The 17,850-nt window shown below is 68.2% G+C and carries 9 protein-coding genes; 8 read left to right on the top strand and 1 reads right to left on the bottom strand.

All coding sequences use genetic code 11. The features are described from left to right. Positions 1-182: 182 nt before the first annotated feature. The 4 genes from H6G99_RS08505 (at position 183) to H6G99_RS08490 (ending at position 3,705) form a co-directional block, all read left to right on the top strand. Entirely contained in the window at positions 183-707 is a 525-nt protein-coding gene (locus H6G99_RS08505) for a type IV pilin-like G/H family protein (RefSeq protein WP_190611027.1), read from the top strand. 43 nt (positions 708-750) lie between these two features. Then, on the top strand, positions 751-1,776 hold the full coding sequence (locus H6G99_RS08500; protein WP_190611026.1) for a helix-turn-helix domain-containing protein: 1,026 nt from the start codon (positions 751-753) through the stop codon (positions 1,774-1,776). A gap of 96 nt (positions 1,777-1,872) precedes the next feature. After that, positions 1,873-2,571 (top strand): hypothetical protein, encoded by a 699-nt coding sequence (locus H6G99_RS08495; protein ID WP_190611024.1) that lies wholly within the window; start codon positions 1,873-1,875, stop codon positions 2,569-2,571. A gap of 66 nt (positions 2,572-2,637) precedes the next feature. After that, positions 2,638-3,705 carry a mechanosensitive ion channel family protein gene (locus tag H6G99_RS08490; protein ID WP_190611023.1) on the top strand — a complete coding sequence of 356 codons (1,068 nt, stop codon included), beginning with the start codon at positions 2,638-2,640 and terminating at the stop codon, positions 3,703-3,705. Here the strand turns inward: H6G99_RS08490 and H6G99_RS08485 are convergent. Then, entirely contained in the window at positions 3,686-5,200 is a 1,515-nt protein-coding gene (locus H6G99_RS08485) for an apolipoprotein N-acyltransferase (protein ID WP_190611022.1), read from the bottom strand. The genes H6G99_RS08490 and H6G99_RS08485 overlap by 20 nt on opposite strands. 68 nt (positions 5,201-5,268) lie before the next feature. Here H6G99_RS08485 and H6G99_RS08480 point away from each other — a divergent pair, with 68 nt between their 5' ends. The 4 genes from H6G99_RS08480 (at position 5,269) to H6G99_RS08465 (ending at position 17,843) form a co-directional block, all read left to right on the top strand. After that, entirely contained in the window at positions 5,269-5,610 is a 342-nt protein-coding gene (locus tag H6G99_RS08480) for a phasin family protein (RefSeq protein WP_190611020.1), read from the top strand. Between the two features lie 76 nt (positions 5,611-5,686). Further along, positions 5,687-16,462: a beta strand repeat-containing protein gene (locus tag H6G99_RS08475; protein ID WP_190611019.1), complete on the top strand. Its 10,776-nt coding sequence runs from the start codon at positions 5,687-5,689 to the stop codon at positions 16,460-16,462. Between the two features lie 46 nt (positions 16,463-16,508). Then, positions 16,509-17,174, top strand: a complete 666-nt coding sequence (locus tag H6G99_RS08470) for an FKBP-type peptidyl-prolyl cis-trans isomerase (protein ID WP_190611017.1) — start codon at positions 16,509-16,511, stop codon at positions 17,172-17,174. A gap of 69 nt (positions 17,175-17,243) precedes the next feature. After that, the gene (locus H6G99_RS08465) at positions 17,244-17,843 is read left to right on the top strand and encodes a superoxide dismutase (RefSeq protein ID WP_094585426.1); all 600 of its coding nucleotides are present in this window, start codon (positions 17,244-17,246) and stop codon (positions 17,841-17,843) included. Positions 17,844-17,850: the final 7 nt, after the last annotated feature.

Genomic DNA, 17,850 nt, shown 5'->3' with positions numbered 1-17,850 from the left:
CCTTCGACACACTCGTTGGCACAGCGGATTGGCACAGCGCACCCCATCCCCATCGGCGGCCCGGCCGCCAATGAACGCAGGTCGGCAAGACTGTCGCAGCGGCGCAACAGTGCGGCATGGATCCTGTCAGGAAAGGCGGGCCACGTGGCACGGTGGCGAGCCAGAAGATCGGAACCCCGCCCATGACCTCCCCCCTGTTCCGCCACGCCAGCTCGGCGCTGCTCGCCACCCTGGGCCTCGGCATCGCCATGGCCTGCCCCGGCGCCGGGGCGCAGCCGCAGGCGAGCCCTGATCAGACGGCGGCGCTCAATGCCGTGGCCCGGATGATGGAGGCGCAGCGCACCTACTACCAGAAGAACGGCGCCTTCCGGGCCACGGTTTCGAACATTCAGCAGGATTTCGGCATCACCCTGCCGGCGTCCTTCGACTACGCCGTCCGCACCACCACCGAAGCGGCCTACAGCTATGTGATTCCGGCCCAGACCGCCAAGGTGGGCCAGCTCAATGCCTATGTGGGAGCCGCCTTCCTCACCCCCACCCAGAACCCCAGGATCACCACGATCATCTGCATGAACATCCAGCCCGGCCAGATCCGCCCGGCGGACCCCCAGCTCGTGCTCGGCAGCCTGGTGGCCAATCCCACCGGCCGGATCGTGCAGTGCGGCGATGCCTCGGTCGAAGTCACGGCCTCGATCGTCAACGAATGACGGCCGGCGGTAGCTTCAGCTCGCTGGCCCCCGCGCAGCCCTGATGCCGCCCGCAGAACCCACCGGCACGGTGCCGCTGACGCTGATGGAGTCCCGGGCGGTGGAGGTGACCGATTCCGACGCCCTGCTGGCGCGGGTGGCCCAGACCTTCCCCCTGAGCGCCTTCCTCGAGGGGCCGCAGGAGCGGGGCTTCTTCCATCGCAGCGGCGTGATCCACGTCGGCGACGTGGCGGTGTCCTGCAGCCGCCACTCCCCCCTGGAGATCAGCTTCGACGACGGCGACCTCGCCACCCTGACCCTGCCGCTGGCGGGGGAGGGCCAGGTGGGAACGGATGGACAGACGCTGCGGCTGCAGGGGGGTCCGATGGCCGCCTACCTCCCCGGTGCCGCCTTCACGGCCAGCACCGGAACCTTCGAGGAAGTGATGATCTGCCTCGATCGCCGCAGGCTCGCCGCAACGGCCTCCACCCTCGCTGGCAGCGGCAGGGATCCCGGCCGCCATCGGCCGCGCTTCGAAAGCCCCCTGGTGGTGGATGGCAGCCAACCGGGCCAGCAGGCCGAACTCCTGCGCCACCTCCACCTGGCGCTGCGGATGCTGGACGCGCCACTGCTGGGGCCGGTGGGCGGACTCGCCGCCCCCCAGCTCGAGGATCTGCTTTATCGCCTGGTGGCCGCCCTGGTGTGCCCGGAAGTGGTCCGGGGGATCGATGGCTCTCTCGCCGACCCGCATCGGGATCGCCCCTTCGACGAACTCCTGCAGTGGATCCAGGCCCACCTGCACACCCCGATCACCGCCACCGAGCTCAGTCGGCGCAGTGCCTACTCCCGGCGCAACCTGCAGTATCTGTTTCAACGGCGCTTCGGCTGCAGCCCCATGCAATGGGTGAAGCGGCAGAGACTGGAGGCCGTGCACCGTGATCTGCAGCGGGCCCAGCCCGGGGAGACCGTGGCCGTCATCGCCCGCCGCCATGGCTTCCTGCAGCTGTCATCCTTCGCCGCCGGCTTCCAACGCCGCTATGGCATCGCCCCCTCGGTGCTGCTGCGCCGATCACGGACCGGCGCCGACTGAGGCCAGCGGCCCCCACCCATGGTGGAGCGCTTCGCTACCGACAGGCCGCCCCCCGCAGACTTAGAGCAAGGCCAGCGTCCTTCCCCCCGCACGCCGATGTCCAGCTCCTTCATCCAGGCGGTCGAGGCCCTCACCGCCCAGGCCCAGAGCCTGATCGCCGCCACCACCGGCGAAGTCGATGCCCTGCGCGAGGAACTGGAGCAGGAGCGCCGCTTCCGGCGCCACCTGGAGACCGCCGCCGCCACCCGCGCCCACGAGGTGGCGGCCCAGCTGGAGGACGCCCGGCTGGAACGGGAGCGGCTCGCCGCCGAGCTGGCCGAGGCCCTCGAGGGCCGGCGCCAGGCCGAAGCGGAGGTGGAGCGCTTCCACGAGGCCATCCGGCAGCAGCTGGCCATCGCCGAAGCGGAGCAGGCGGCCCTGGAGGAGGCCGAACGGGAGCGGGACCGTCGACGCGAGGAGGCCGTGGAGCAGCGTCTCCAGGAGGCCGCCGAGGCCGCTGCTGCCCGGGAAGCCGAGCTCCAGGAGGCCGCGGAGCACGAGCGCCGGGCACTCCTTCAGGACCTGGAGCAGGAGCAGCGGGCGCGCCTCAGGCTGGAGCGGCGCCTGTCGGGGGTGCGCCAGGCCGTGATCGAGCTGCTCGACCCCCAGGATGGCGAGCTGGACGGATCGGAGCCAGCAGCGGAGCTGGTCGCCCCTGAATCCGGCGCCGAGCCGGATGGGCCGGCTCGCCTGGCCCTGCGCAAGATCCTGGTGTCCCGGCCCGCCGGCCAGCCCCCCCAGCCGGTCCTCACCTGAAGCCCGCCCCGTGGGGCCCATGCCGCCGAGGGCCCATGCAAGGGTGATGCCCTTTCCGTTCAAGCGATGAGCCCCCCGGGATTCGCCCTGGCCATGGCACTCGCCCGCGTGCTGCTGGGCTCGGCGGCCGTCTGGCTGGTGGTGCGGCTGCTGCGGCGCCGGCTGCTGCGCCTGGAACGCCCGCCCGAGGCCGCCGCTGGCCCCGGAGCCGATGGCGCGATCACGCCCCTGCTGCTGCACAGCCTGGCCTCGCTCGGCTACCTGGCCATGGTGGTCTGGGGCTGGCGGTCCCTGGTGAGGGACTGGGCGCTGCTGCGCTTCGACCCGGGACCGGATCGGCTGGTGGAGGGGGCGGCCCTGCTGGTGGCGACGGTGCTGGTGGTGCGCCTGCTCAACCGCAGCCTGCTGCTGCTGCTGGAACGGTCCCTGCAGCGCCTGGGGCGGGAGGAGCAGACCAGCACCCTCCGGGCCCTGGCCCCGATGATCCGGGCCCTGTTCTGGGGGCTGGGCACCCTGGTGTTCCTGCAGCAGCAGGGGGTGCCGCTCGGGGCCGTCTACGCCTCCCTGGCGGGGGCCGGCATCGGCGTCGGCCTGGCCCTGCGGGGGCCGTTGAGCCACTTCATCAACTACCTCACCATCGTCATCGACAAGCCCTTCCAGATCGGCGATCTGATCGGCTTCGGTGATGTGCTCGGACCGGTGGAGCGGGTGGGGATCCGCTCCTCCTCGATCCGCAGCCTCAGCGGCGAGCGGATCGTGATCGGCAACGAGGAACTCCTCCAGAAGACGATCCGCAACTTCGGCGATCTGCCCCGGCGCCGGGTCGCCCAGACCCTGCGCCTGTCGGATCGGATGGCGGCCGAGAAAGCCGCCTCCATCGCGGGGCTGGTGGAGGAGGTGATCCGCGCCCATCCGCCGGCGACCTTCGATCGCTGCCACTTCCTGCGCTTCGCCGACGGCGCCCTGGAGTTCCAGTACGTGTTCTTCGTCCCCGACAGCAGCGTCGTCGTCTATCTCGACCTGCAGCAGGCCATCAACCTCGGGATCCTGCAGGCCTTCCAGTCGCAGGGCATCGAATTCGCCGCCGCGGCCCCGGAACCGGCGACGGCCCGGATCAGCCCGGCGCCCGGCTGAGCCAGCGCCAGGCCCCCGCCAGCAGGGCGAGGCCGATCAGGGGCGTCTCACCCCAGCGGTCGTAGGGGGTGAGCGTTGAGCGCTGCTGCACGGTGAGCAGGCCGGTGGCGGGGCGGCCCGGGGGCAGCTTCTCCAGCACCTGTCCGCCGGCATCCACCAGCAGGCTCGGGCCGGTGTTGGCGGAACTCACCAGCCAGCGGCCGGTCTCGATGGCGCGCAGCTGGGCCAGGGCGGCGAACTGCCCCTGCAACTGCAGGGGGTAGGGATCGAGGTTGGCGCTGGCCAGCAGCCAGCGGGCCCCCTGGCGGGTGGCGGCGCCCAGGGCCGCCCCGTCGGAGAGCTCGTAGCAGATGGCCACGCCCACATCCCCCCCCGGCCGCGACAGCAGCCGGGAGGCTGTCCCCGGTTCAATCCCCCCCACCGCCGAAAGACCGCTCCAGCGCCACAGGCTCGCCAGGGGCACCCATTCGCCCAGGGGCACGACCCGGTGCTTGTCCACCCAGCCGCCGGCCTGGCGCTGGTCGGGCTCGAAGCGCAGCAGGCTGCTGCGCAGCTCCAGGCCCTCGCGGCGGAAGCCGCCGCTGAGCACCTCCACCGGCGCCGCCTCCGGCAGGAGCTGGCCGAGGGCCAGGGATCCTTCGGGCAGCAGCACCCCCTGCACCGGTGGTTCGGCCGCGGCCGCCTGGCGCTGGGCGAAGGCCAGCCGCTGCAGCAGCCGGCGCTGCTGGTCGGCCTCGAACTTCTCCCGGGTGGGGATGGCGGGCTGCAGCACCAGCCAGCGCTCAGTCCTGCCACCATCGCCACGGCCATCACCATCGCCGCCCTCGGCCCCGGCCTGGGCCAGCAGGGCCAGACCGGCCAGGTGGCAGGTGGCCACCAGGGCCAGCGTGACCAGCAGCCAGCGGGCACGCTGGGCGGGCAGGCCCCGCAGCGCCCTCCAGAGGCCCCAGCCGATCAGCAGCTGCAGCGCCGCCAGGAACCCGGCTCCCCCGACGGCCGCCAGGCCGGCCAGGGCCCGGTCCCCCGGCAGGGCCGCCGCCCCCAGCCCCAGCCAGAACAGGGGACCCTTGGCCAGAAGCACCTCCGCCAGGCCCCAGAGGGCCGCCGCCAGCAGGGCCGTGCTGGGTCGTGCGGGATCAAGCCGACCCACCAGGGCCGTCCAGGCCCCCACCAGCAGGGCACCGGCCAGGCCGATGGCCAGCCACAGCGCCAGGCAGATGGGCAGGCTCAGGGGGCCCGGCACCCCGATCCAGTCGAGGGGGTGGAGCCAGAGCAGCCAGCGATGGCTCACCAGCACCGCCGCCAGCCCCCACAGCCCGCCGCGCCGGAACCGCCGCGGCGCCGAGACGCTGCCGGTGCGACTCTCCGTCAGGGACCAGAGCAGCACCACGGCGGGCCAGAGCAGCCAGGGCCAGCCCACCGGCGGCAGGGCCGCCCCCGCCAGCAGCCCACCGGCTGCGGCGGCGACCCAGCCGGCACGCCGGTCATTGCCCATGGTCGCCGGGCGCAGAAGGCGCCAAGGTCAGGGAAGAGTCACGCCGTTTCCCCAAGGAAACCTCTTTCATGGACCAGGGCAATCTGCTGCAGATGCTGCTGCTGCGCGGCCTCGGCACCACCTCGCTGGTGGCCGACCGACTCAAGTACGTCAGCCAGGAATGGGTGAGCAGCGGCCGCCTCGACCCCAGCCACGCCTCCGCCCTGGTGGAGGACGTCATGCGCGCCCTGCGGGGCGAGACGCCGGAGGTGGAACAGCAGGCCGAGCGCCAGCTGGAGCGCAACCGTGATCAGCTGCTGCAGGATCTGGGCCTGGCCCGGCAGCGTGAACTCGACGAACTGCGCGGTCGCATCGACCGGCTGGAGCAGACCCTGCGGCAGCGGCAGGCGAACGGCGACAGCACGCCTTAAGGCCGCTTTCAGCCCAAACGCAGCAACGTCACATCAATTGATAGGTTGAAGGACGGTTCTTTTTCTGCGTCGTCCTTTGGCGATTCCCTCCCCCGTCATCGGACTCTCCCCCTCCACGTTGAACGTGCTGTACGGGGACGCAGGGAATCTCCAGATCATCTTCAATGAATCGGTCGCCACGGGGTACGAGCCCTGGGTGGAGCTCCAGGTCACGGCCCCGAGCGACAACCTCAGCTTCGGGACCGCCCGCTGGGCCGGGCTGGCCCTCACCACCCAGACCTACACCTTCACCCGCAGCGGCAGCAGCGGCCCCTTCACGCTGGTGCACCCCCTCACCGGGGTCACCCTCACCAGCGCCACCCCCGACACCCTGCTGATCTGGCGGCTGCCCATCGGCAGCTACACGGCATCGGCCCCCGAACTGGTGGTGGATGTGCCGGTCACGGTGGTCGCCACCGCGCCGCTCCTGGGACCGGTGCCGGTCCGGGCCGGCGGCGGCTATGCCCTCGGAAGCGATCCGCTCGACAACCCGCTGACGGATCCGCCGATCAGCGCCCCAAACGTGACCGGCCAGGTCATCCCGACACCGCTCACCTTCAGCAAGAGCAACAACCTGGCGGAGTCGGAAACGGTCACCGGACCCAACTTCGGCGGCTTCTGGCGGCTCTCCGCCAACATCGCTGATGGAGCCCAGCTGAACAATCTGCTGTTCAGTGACAGCCTGCCCAGCGATCTCAACGTGCTGGGGATCAACCCCAACCTGGTGATTACCGGGACTGTGATCCAGGCGCCGGTGGGGAATCCCACGGCCCCAGGGAACGACAGTGTCGTCATCGATTACGGCGGTCCCATCACCGGAACCACCAGCCCTGAGGAGGCGGCCGCCCAGATCAATTTCTACATTGCCGACACCCTCGACCCCACCACAGGCGGGGCGGTCACCTACACCAACACCGCCGAAGCCACCAGCAGCTGGAGCAATTCCCCCAACGGCAGCGTCACGCTCGACACGCCGGCCAGCGATACGATCACCGCCAGGGCGCTGGCGATCCAGAAGGCCGCGAGCACCGACCAGGTGGTGCCCGGCGACAGCGTGACGTTCACGCTCTTTTTCCAGATCTCCGATTACTTCGCCTTCGGCGATCTGATCGTCAGCGATCTGCTTGGCGATGGCCTCACCTTCACCCCCGGCAGCGCCAGGATCAACCTCAATGAGCAGGGCGTCTCGCTCACTGGCAATGGGGCGATTGGCTTCAATCCTGCATACATCAGCTACCTTCCGGACTTCGCCGGTCCAGGCGCCGACGGCAAAGACCGCCTCAGCTTCGATCTCAGCGGCTGGCTGAGGTCGATCGGCAACGACGGCATCCTTCAGGGCGGACGGGTCTTCAGCACAACCGCCGGTGCCACTGGCGGCTCCATCACCTTCACCGCCAGCGTCGACGACAGTTTCGTGGCGCCCAGGACGGCCGGTCAGAACATCAAGGCCGGTGACACGCTGGTCAACGACGTCACCCTGCAGGGGGACATCCAGAGGCAGCTGCCAGGCGGTCTCTTCTTCAACACCAACCGCCAGGTCACCGACAGCAGTTCGGTCGACCTGAACGTGGCCGACATCACCTCCTCCAAGTCGGTGGTGGCCCGCAACGGCCAGGCCCAGGGGGCCGGCCCCCTGGTGCTCACGCCCGGAGACACGGTCACCTACCGCCTCACGGTGACCTTCCCCACCGGCGACATCCAGGGCTTCAGCCTGAGCGACTTCCTGCCCACCCCCATTTACGACGTTGAGCGGGAGGCCAGCGGCGCCGGCAGCCCCGCCGCCTTCGACTTCAGCGGTGGGGCTGCCGGCAGCCTGCCCCCATCCGGCCAGTTCAGCTACGGGAGCCTGCACAACGCTCCAGCGCTGGTGGACAACCAGCTCAAGACCGGGCCGGCGGTCAACGATCTGGTGGCAACGATCGCCAACAGCAGCGACCCGGGCAACACCCCCACAACGGTCGACATCTACTACACGGTCACGGTGACGGGCGCCGCGATCAACGACCGGCTGCCGATCACCAACATCGCCACCGCCAGCACGGTGGACTCCAACGGCGTCAGCCGCCCCACCCAGATCTCACCGGTCACCGGCGAGGTGCTGGCCCCCAACCTCAAGATCCGCAAGGGCATCGTCGTCACCAGCCGCGACAGCCTCACCGGCGCCCAGGGCGCCACCTACACCCCGGCCCTCAACACGGCAGGGGCCAGCTTCCCGGCCGCCATCGGCGGCGTGCCCTTCAGCGGCACCGTCAACAGCAACGGCATCAGTGTGGCCGGCGGCAACGGCTCCACCGGCGCTGTCAGCAACGGCGCCCTCGACTCCAACGTCACGGGGCTGGATGCGGGGGACACGATCCGCTTCGTGGTGGTGATCGAGAACATCGGCACCAGCTACCGCGGCGCCTTCAATGTCCAGCTGCGGGATGAACTGCCCGCCGGGCTCAGCTTCACCCCCGGCAGCCTGCGGATCGTCGACGGCAGCGGCGCGACGATCAACTACACGCGGCCCGACGGCACGGCCGCCAGCCAGGCGGACATCTTCAGCGCCAACGGCATCCGGCTGAGCGATCCGGGCCCCACCCCCAGCGATCCCCTGACCGGGGCCGGCGGCGGCGCCATCGATGGGTACAACGCCAGCAGCGGCCGCAACATCGCCGTGGTGACCTTCGACACCAGCGTCGACGCCGGTGCCTATGGCCAGCTGGTGGGCGGCCTCCTCACCAACCTGGGGGTGCTGGAGGACTACACCAACCTGCCCAGCGGCGGCACGGGCTACCTGCCCGGTGCGGCCCGGCTGATCGACAACGCCACCGTGACGTTGCGCAACGCGACGGTGAGCAAGTCGATCGTCTCCACGTCGGAGAGTTCCACCCTCGGCAACAAGCTCGCCATCGGTGAGATCGTCCGCTACCGGGTGCAGGTGACGGTGCCGGAGGGGAACCTGGCCAATTTCAGGCTGGTGGACGTCCTGCCCACCGGACTCTCCTTCCTGGCCGACGGCAGCGCCTCCGCCCCGATCTTCTCTTCCGGTGTGGGCGGATCTCAGTTGCCCGCCACCCCGACGGTCTCCGGCTCCACCCTCACCTGGGATTTCGGCAACCTCACCAACAGCGACCGCAACAACGCCGTTGACGACACGGTTGCGGTGGAATTCAACGCCCTGGTCACCAACACCAGCGGCAACAGCAACGGTGTCACCCGCACCAACACCGCCACGGTGAGCTACACGGGCGGCTCCGCCAGCGGCAGCACGGCGGTGCAGATCACCGAGCCCAGCATCACGATCACCAAGTCCGCCAACCCCAGCAACAACGTCCAGGCCGGCGACACGCTCACCTACACGGTCACGGTGCGCAATGCGGCGGGCCGCGCCGATGCCTTTGACCTGGTGCTCAACGATGCCCTCGGCAACCTGGGCAGCAACTTCGACCTGCGGAGCGTCAGCCTGCCGGGGAGCCTGCCGCCTGGGACAGGATCCATCATCAACAACTCCGTCACCAGCGGCGCCAGCGCCGCCGACGGCGACCGGATCCAGCTCCAGATCGATCGGCTCAACAGCGGTCAGAGCTTCAGCTTCACTTACACCGGCGTGGTGCTGATCGGGATCCAGCCGGGCACCACGCTCACCAACACCGCCACCATCGCCTACACGGGTCTGCCGGGGGTCGGCACACCCAATGGCAGCGGCGGCAATACCACGGGCAGCACCACCCCTGGCAGCTCCGGCGCCATCAACGGGGAGAGGAATGGCGACGGGGGCGTCAACAACTACAGCAAGAGCGCCAGCCGGTCGGTGGTGAGTCTGGCCCAAGGCACCTTCAAGTCCACCCGACTCAGTTCCGAAGCCAGCACCAGCGGCAACGGGGTGACCATCGGTGAGATCGTGCGCTTCCGGCTGCAGGAGAACATTCCCCAGGGGACCCTGAGCAATTCCTTCATCTTCGACAACCTGCCGACGGGTCTGAGCTTCCTCAACGACAACACCGCCACCCTGGCTTTCGTCGCTGCGAGCGCCAGCGATCTGAACTGGAGCCAGGGTTCGATCAACCCCTATTTCCTGCCCAGCGCCGGCAACAACACAACGGTGATCCCCACCGCCAGCTTTGCCCCCACGACGATCGCCGGTCAGGTGCTGACCTGGAACTTCGGGGACTTCATCAACACCAACAACGACGCCAACCAGATCGAGTCGGTGGTGATCGAGTTCAACGCCATCGTCACCAACGTGGCCAGCAATCAGGCCGGGGTCACCCTCACCAACCGGATGACCACCAGCGCGGGGCTCCTCGGCAGCACCGTGCAGCGCACCACCACCGCCACGCCCCTGTCGGTGCTGGAGCCCAACCTGCTGATCGACAAAACGGTCGCGATCGAAAAGACCGGCAACCCGGGCAATCCCAATGCCACCCCCGGCGACACCCTCGTCTACACCGTCACCATCCGCAACACGAGCGACTCGCCGGTCTCCGGCAACGCGACCATCTCCAAGGCCTTCGACCTCGTCATCGCCGACAGCCTCGATGCCCTCGGTCCCAACTTCACCCTGACGGGTCCACCCACCATTGTCCTGAGCGAGCCGGGTGCGCCGCCCGCCACCGACAGCTCGATCGTCAGCGGCAGCAACGGCCTGGCGGACCGGATCCTGGTGACGGTGCCGGAACTGGGGATCGGCGAGAGCGTCACCATCACCTACAGGGGCGTGCTTTCGGCCGCCCTGGCGCCCGGTACGGCCCTGACCAACACCGCCGACGTCACTTACACCAGCCTGCCCGGCACCGGTACACCGAACGGCAGCGGCGGCAACGGCACCGGCAGCACCACCCCCGGCCTCTCCGGAGCCGCCAATGGCGAGCGCAACGGCAGCGATGGAGCCGGCGGGCTCAACGACTACCTCAGCACCAAGACCGTGATCCTGGTGGCCAACCGGCCTCCCGTGGCGGTGGACGACGCGGGAACAGCCGTGGAGGCGGGCGGCAGCTTCAACACCACCCCCGGCAGCAACGCCAACGGCAACGTGCTGGCCAACGACACCGATCCCGATCCCGCCGACAACCCACTCACCGTGCGGGGACGGGTCACGGCCTTCCGCACCGGAGCCAGCGAGGGAGCGGGCACGGCCGGCAGCGTGGGATCGCCCCTGAGGGGCAGCTTCGGCCAGCTCACCATCAACGCCGATGGCTCCTACACCTATGAGCTGAACAACGCCAACCCCACGGTCGATGCCCTCGATCCCGGCGCCAGCCTCACGGAATTCTTCAACTACACCGTCTCCGATGGGGCCCTGAGCGACAGCGGGGTCCTGAGAATCACGATCCAGGGGGCCAATGATGCCCCGGTCTCCGCCGACGACACCGCCCTGGCCATCGAGGCCGGTGGAACCCTGAACGGCACCCCCGGGACCAATGCCAGCGGCAACGTGATCAGCAACGATCGCGATGTCGACAACCGGGACGGCAACAATCTGGTGGCTCCCCCCCTGGGCGCCGTGGTGTCGTTCCGCACCGGGGCCAGGGAAGGCGCCGGCACCGCCGGCACGGTCGGTTCGGCTCTGACGGGGCTCTACGGCTCCCTGACCCTTCGGGCCGATGGGACCTACACCTACGTGGTCGACAACGCCAACCCCGTGGTGGAGGCCCTCAATCCGGGCGACACCATCACCGAGTCGTTCAACTACACCCTGCTTGATCACCCCGGCGGCCTGACCGACACCGCCGTCCTGACCCTGACGATCCGGGGGGTCAACGACGCACCGGTGGCGGTCGATGACGTCGGTTCGGCGCTGGAGGCCGGTGGCCGCTTCAACGGCACGCCGGGCGCGAACGCCAGCGGCAACGTGCTGCTCAACGACATTGACGTCGATTCCGACGACACGCCCGCCCTCAACGGACAGGTGGTAGGTCTCCGGCTGGGGGCCACGGAAGGGGCCGGCACGGCGGGGACGCCGGATGGCGGCGGCGGGTTCGTGCTGGTGGGCAGTTACGGCACCATGCGCATCAACGCCAATGGGACCTACACCTATGCGCTCGACAATGCCAATCCGGCGGTCGATTCCCTGGATCCCGGCGCCCTGCTGAGCGAATCCTTCAACTACACGGTTTCTGATGGGGCCCTCACCGATATCGGCGTTCTGAGGATCACGATCACCGGGGCCAACGATGCCCCCGTGGCCAGCGACGACACCGGTACGGCCCTGGAGGCCGGCGGCACCTTCAACGGCACTGCGGGCAGCAACGCCATCGGCAATGTGATCGCCAACGACCGGGATGTGGATGCGGCGGATGGCAACAACACGGCCGCTCCCCCGCAGGGCCGCATCACCGCGCTGCGCCTGGGTGACAGGGAGGGCGCCGGCTCTGCCGGCAGCGTGGGTACATCCTTCCAGACGCTTTACGGCAACCTGACGCTCAACGCCGATGGTTCCTACGTCTATGTCATCGACGACAACAACCCCACGGTCGATGCCCTCAACCCCGGCGATGTCCTGATCGAGTCCTTCAACTACACCCTGCTCGACCGTCCCAGCGGCCTGACCGACACGGCCGTTCTGACGATCACCATCCAGGGGGCCAACGACGCGCCGGTGGCCATTGATGACAGCGGCACGGCCGGGGCCGCCGGCGGCCAATTCAATGACATCGGTGGCTACGACGCCACAGGCAATGTCCTCACCAATGACACCGATGTCGATTCCAACGACACGCCGCCGATCAATGGCACGGTCACCAAGATCCAGGCAGGCAGCAGCGAAGGCTCTGGCCCAGCAGGCATCACCAATGACAACGGAGCCACCTTCGTCATCAACGGCAGTTACGGCACGCTGACGATCGCAAGCAATGGCGCTTACACCTATGTTGTCGACAACAACAATCAAGACGTTTCTCTCTTAACGCCCAGCAGCCCACCCCTCTTCGACTCCTTCAACTACACGGTCCTCGACCGTCTCACCGGCGGGCTCATCGACACCGCCGTTCTGACGATCACGATCAATGGACCGAACGTCAATGTTGATCCCACCATCGCGTTTGCCAAGGAAGCCGGTGGAGTCAACAACAGCTCCGGCGGCCAGGCTGGACGAGGCGATCTGATCAGTGGCACCAACACCTCTTTATTCGAGATCTCGGGAATCAGAACTGCCGGCGGAGTCGTAGGCACTGTCGGCACTCCCCTGCAGGGCCTGTACGGCAAACTCACCCTCCAGGCAACAGGCGAGTACATCTACGTAGTCGACAACGCAACCGCCACTGTCGACAGGATGAACGAGGGCGACGCCCTCAGCGAAAACTTCATCTTCACCCAAAGAATCATCGCGTCGGGCACAACCGTTGATTTCACGCTGACCGTCAACATCCAGGGCGCCAATGACGCCCCCGTCGCGGTCAATGACGGCCCCATGGCGGTGAATGACACCGGCACGGCCGTGGAGGCGGGGGGCACGCTCAACGGCACACCCGGCCGGGCTGCCACCGACAACGTGATCGCCAACGACCGCGATGTCGACAGCAACGACGGTGACAATCTCGTGGCTCCACCCCTGGGCACGGTCACGGCGATCCGTCGGGGCGCCAAGGAGGGCGCAGGCCTGGCCGGCACATCCATCGCCGGCGGCGGATTCGTGCTGGTTGGATTGTATGGCACCCTCACGATCCAGGCCAATGGCGATTACGCCTACGTGGTCGACGACACCAACCGCTTCGTCGATGGCCTGGATCCCGGCGACTTCATCATCGAGTCGTTCAACTACACCATGCTTGATCACCCCGGTGGTCTGAGTGACACGGCGGTTCTCAACATCAGCATCCTCGGAGCCAACGACGCCCCGCTCGCCAACGACGACAGCGGCACGGCCGTGGAGGCGGGGGGCGTGGCCAACGGCACGGCTGGCGCCGATGCCACCGGCAACGTCCTGACCAACGACACCGACGTGGATCGTGACGACACCCCGGCTGTCAACGGCCTGATCACGGCGATCCGCACCGGTGCCACCGAGGGAGCGGGCACGGCTGGAACCGCTGACGGGGCGGGCGGCTTCGTGCTCAACGGCACCTACGGCCGCCTCACCATCAACGCCAATGGGACGTACACCTATGTGGTCGACAACGCCAACCCATCGGTCGATGCCCTCAGTCCGGGCGGCAGCCTGATCGAGACCTTCAACTACACGGTCAGAGACCGCCTCGGTCTCACGGACATCGGCGTCCTGCGCCTCACCATCCAAGGGGCCAACGATGCACCCGTGGCCCGTGATGACGACGGCACCGCCATCGAAGCCGGCGGCCGCTTCAACGCCACAACCGGCTCCAGCGCCGTTGGCAACGTCCTGCTCAATGACACCGATGTGGACAGCGCTGACACCCCGCTGGTCACCCGGGGAACGGTCACGGCCATCCGGCTGGGCGGAAGGGAAGGGGCCGGCCTCGCCGTCGCCGCGGGAGTCCCATTGCAGGGCCTCTTCGGAGCGCTGACCATCAACGCCGACGGTTCCTACACCTATGTGGTGGCCAATGCCAACCCGATCGTGGAAGCGCTGAACCGGGGCGACATGCTCAGCGAACAGTTCAACTACACGGTGCGAGACAGCGGCGGCCTCGAGGATGTGGCCGTTCTCACCATCGACATCCAGGGGGCCAACGATGCCCCGGTGGCCAACAACGACACCGGCACCGCCATCGAAGCCGGTGGCCGCTTCAACGGCACGCCCGGCGCCGATGCCACCGGCAACGTCCTGCTCAACGACAGCGACGTCGATGCCAACAACACGCCGTTCCTCAATGGCTCCATCGTCTCGATCCGCCTGGGGAACGCCGAAGGCACGGGCAGCTCCGGTCCGATCGGAACCGCCTTCCGGGGGCTCTACGGCTCCCTGACGATCGACAGCAATGGTCGTTACCGCTATGTGGTCGACAACGCCAACAGCAGCGTCGACGCGTTGAATGCCGGCGACACCCTGATCGAGCAGTTCAACTACACCCTGCTGGATCAAACCGACGGTCTCACCGATGACGCCGTGCTCACGATCACCATCCAGGGGGCCAACGATGCCCCGGTGGCCAACAACGACACCGGCCTCGCCAAGGAGGCGGGAGGCGTCGCCAACAGCAGCGGTGGATTCGATGCCACGGGAAATGTGCTGGCCAACGACACCGACGTGGACAGCAACGACACCCCGGTGATCAGCAGGGGCTCGGTCACCGGCATCCGCACCGGCGCGTTCGAGGGCTCGGGCACCGCCGGCACCGTGGGCGCCGCGCTGCAGGGCCTGTACGGCCGCTTCACCCTCAACGCCAATGGCACCTACACCTACACGGTGGACAACAGCAATCTCACGGTGGAGCGGTTGAACGTGGGGGATCAACTCACCGAATCCTTCAACTACACCGTGCTCGATCGGCCCGGAGGTCTCACCGATACGGCGGTGGCCACGATCACGATCGAAGGCACCAACGACAACCCTGTGGCCGCTGACGATTACATCGGCCGGGTGACCTCCGGCCAGAGCGGCACCGTGCGCGTGGTCGCCAACGACTCCGACATCGATTCCAATCTCGTGCCTGCCACGATCAAGATCGTGGGAACCACCAACCCCGGCGATCCGCTGGTCGTTCCCGGGCAAGGCACCTGGAGCGTGGACCCCTTCAACGGCGACATCACCTTCTCGCCCCAGGCGGGCTTCGTCACGAACCCCACGGCGATCTTCTACACCATCCAGGACGAACAGGGAGCCACCAGCAATCCGGCCCGCGTCGATATCAACTACGACAGCCCACCGATCGGCCCGAAGCCACCGATCTCCATCACCGATCCGCAGCCGGTCAACCTCTATCTCCTGCTCGACAACTCCACCTCGATGCAGGGCAGCGATCCATCGGGGGTGAGCCGTCTGGAGGCCCAGAACCGCCTGGCCTTCTATTACGGCCTCAAGCCGGCCTTCAACAACGCCGGCTACATCTTCACCAAGAACGGCCAGTACGGCTTCAACGGCAACATCCAGCTCACCGACAGCCAATCACTGTCTGAAGAAATCAAGACCTGGTCGCTGATCGACAACCCGTTCGACAACTTCACCGCCCAGAGGATCACGATCCACACGGTCGATTTCAGTTACCTCGTCACCCACTCCAAAACCACTTTCACCAGTTCGGACCCATCAGCCGGTGTCACCCTGGCCAGCGATGTCCTGGCCACCACGACTCCCAACGTTCAGTACGGCGCCTCCACCAGCGCCGACTGGATCAACCGCGGCCTGCCGGCCCCCAGCAGCCTCGATGCCTACACCGCCCCCGGCACACCCGGAAACCGCTACAGCGGCACGGAGATGCTGGGGGCCCTCACCGCCCTGCGGCAACTGATCGCCGTGGAGCAGGCCAGCCTGACTCCCGACACGCTCACCTATGTGGGCCTGATCACCGATGGCCGGCCGGAACGCCGTCCCTGGTGGGACAACCGACCGGAGTTCGGCCAGGGCTGGAGTGGGGTCAACGTGGCTCTGCCGACGGACGCTGATCTGGCCGGTGATCCGATCACCAGCTCCGGCCTGCGCTACACGAGCGCCGGCACACCGATCAAGGTGCCCGATGCGGCCGGTGTCGATATCTGGGGGGCGAACCAGCTGCAGCTCAATGCGGCGCTCAATGCGACCGCCGCCCAGTCCAATCCTGGCAATGTGGAAGTGTTCGCCGTCGGCATGGGGGATGGCGGCATTTCCAACTGGAACGCCATCTACTCCGACCTGTTCAACAACCAGACCTTCAACAACAGCAGCGGGGGCTGGGGGTACACCACCTACGTGCCCCCCAACCTGCCGCCGCTGCTCTGAGGCCGGCAGGGCCGCTGGCAGAATCCCCCCATCCGGGTCCTTCCGCATGCGCGACATCCTGATCAGTTCGTTCGTCTGCGTGGCCTGTCTGATGCTGGCCTTCGTCAGCCAGCTGGTGTCGCCCTCCCAGGTGGAGGCCGCCGCACCGGCCCCCGCCGAGACCGGCGTCCAGCAGGCCCTGGCCCGTTCCGGCCCCGCCACCGCGCCGCAGGCCAACCCCGCACCGGCGGCGAAGCAGGCCGTGGCGGCCCCGCTTGAACTCGACCCCGACGTCCCCAACCCCACCCTGTTCACCATGGCTCCCGATTCCTCCAGCGCCGATCTGGCCTCCAGTGGGGCCGCGGCCCTGGGAGGCGAGCTCGTCTCCCCCACCGAACGCACCACCCCCAGCGGCCTGCGCATCACCGACCTGGCCCTGGGCGAAGGCGCCGAGGCCAAAAGCGGCCAGACCGTGGTGGTCAACTACCGCGGCACCCTCACCAACGGCAAGGAGTTCGACAGCAGCTACGGCCGCGGCCCCTTCTCCTTCCCCCTCGGCGCCGGCCGGGTGATCCGGGGCTGGGACGAGGGCGTCGCCGGCATGAAGGTGGGCGGCAAGCGCAAGCTGGTCATCCCCCCCGATCTGGCCTACGGCGAGCGTGGCGCCGGTGGCGTGATTCCCCCCAACGCCACCCTGGTGTTCGAGGTGGAACTGCTGGAGATCAAGGGCTGACCCCCTGCCCCGGGCAGCCTGGATTCGGGTGACGATCGTTACAATGCCGCGTAACCCCAACCCTCTCCCATGGCTCACCAGCTGCCCGAACTGCCCTACGGCCTCGACGCACTCGAGCCCCACATTTCCCGGCAGACCCTCGAGTTCCACCACGGCAAGCACCACGCCGCCTACGTCACCAACCTCAACAAGCTGATCGAGGGTGGCGAGCTCGAGGGCAAGAGCCTCGAAGAGGTGATCCTGGCCGTCGCCGGTGATGCCTCCAAGGCGGGCGTGTTCAACAACGCCGCCCAGGTCTGGAACCACAGCTTCTACTGGCAGTGCATCAAGCCCGGTGGCGGCGGCGCCCCCACCGGCGCCCTGGCCGAGAAGATCGCCGCCGACTTCGGCAGCTTCGACGCCTTCGTGGAGCAGTTCAAGGCGGCCGGTGCCACCCAGTTCGGTAGCGGCTGGGCCTGGCTGGTGCTCGATGGCGGCACCCTGAAGATCACCAAGACCGCCAACGCCGATCTGCCCCTGGCCCATGGGCAGAAGGCCCTGCTCACCATGGATGTCTGGGAGCACGCCTACTACCTCGACTACCAGAACCGCCGTCCCGACTACATGACCACCTACCTCGACAAGCTGGTCAACTGGGACTTCGTGGCCGCGAACCTGGCCGCCGCCTGATCAGGCT

The sequence above is a fragment of the Synechococcus sp. FACHB-909 genome (assembly GCF_014698945.1).
Lineage (GTDB): Bacteria > Cyanobacteriota > Cyanobacteriia > PCC-6307 > Cyanobiaceae > Cyanobium.
Note: the sequence above shows the minus strand (reverse complement) of the source record. Positions and strands in the feature narration are given on the sequence as shown.